Consider the following 516-nt stretch of genomic DNA (forward strand, 5'->3'; position numbering starts at 1 on the left):
TGTCAATCGGCGTTCGACTGGGACCCCCTATCGGCATCCAAAAGGGACCCCTTTGATCGGCGTGCTCTGCTGGGAGCGCTCGGGTCGTCGGAGCTGGTCGGGGTTGCGGAGACGGCGCGAGCGCGGGTTGTTTGAACATCGTCGCGGCTTTTGAATCGCCAGCTGTCGTTGCCGGTCTCGACGATGTCGCAGTGATGGGTCAATCGGTCGAGTAGCGCGGTGGTCATTTTGGCATCGCCGAACACGCTCGGCCATTCGCCGAACGCGAGATTGGTGGTGACAATGATGGAGGTGCGTTCGTAGAGCCGGCTGATGAGATGGAACAGGAGCTGACCGCCGGATTGCGCGAACGGCAGATAGCCCAGCTCGTCGAGAACGATGAAGTCCATGCGGGTCAGATGCTCGGCGAGCCGTCCCTGCCGACCGTTGCGGGTTTCGGTCTCGAGCCGGTTGACGAGGTCGACGACGTTGTAGAAGCGTCCTCTAGCGCCACCGCGGATGCAACTTCTGGCGATG

1 protein-coding gene is annotated in these 516 nt (G+C 62.0%); it reads right to left on the reverse strand.

The features are described 5' to 3' along the window. Positions 1-2 precede the first annotated feature (2 nt). Positions 3-516 (reverse strand): ATP-binding protein (locus tag IVA87_RS16765; RefSeq protein WP_247334270.1); only part of this gene is annotated, 514 nt, incomplete at its 5' end.

Source organism: Bradyrhizobium sp. 147 (genome assembly GCF_023073935.1).
Lineage (GTDB): Bacteria > Pseudomonadota > Alphaproteobacteria > Rhizobiales > Xanthobacteraceae > Bradyrhizobium.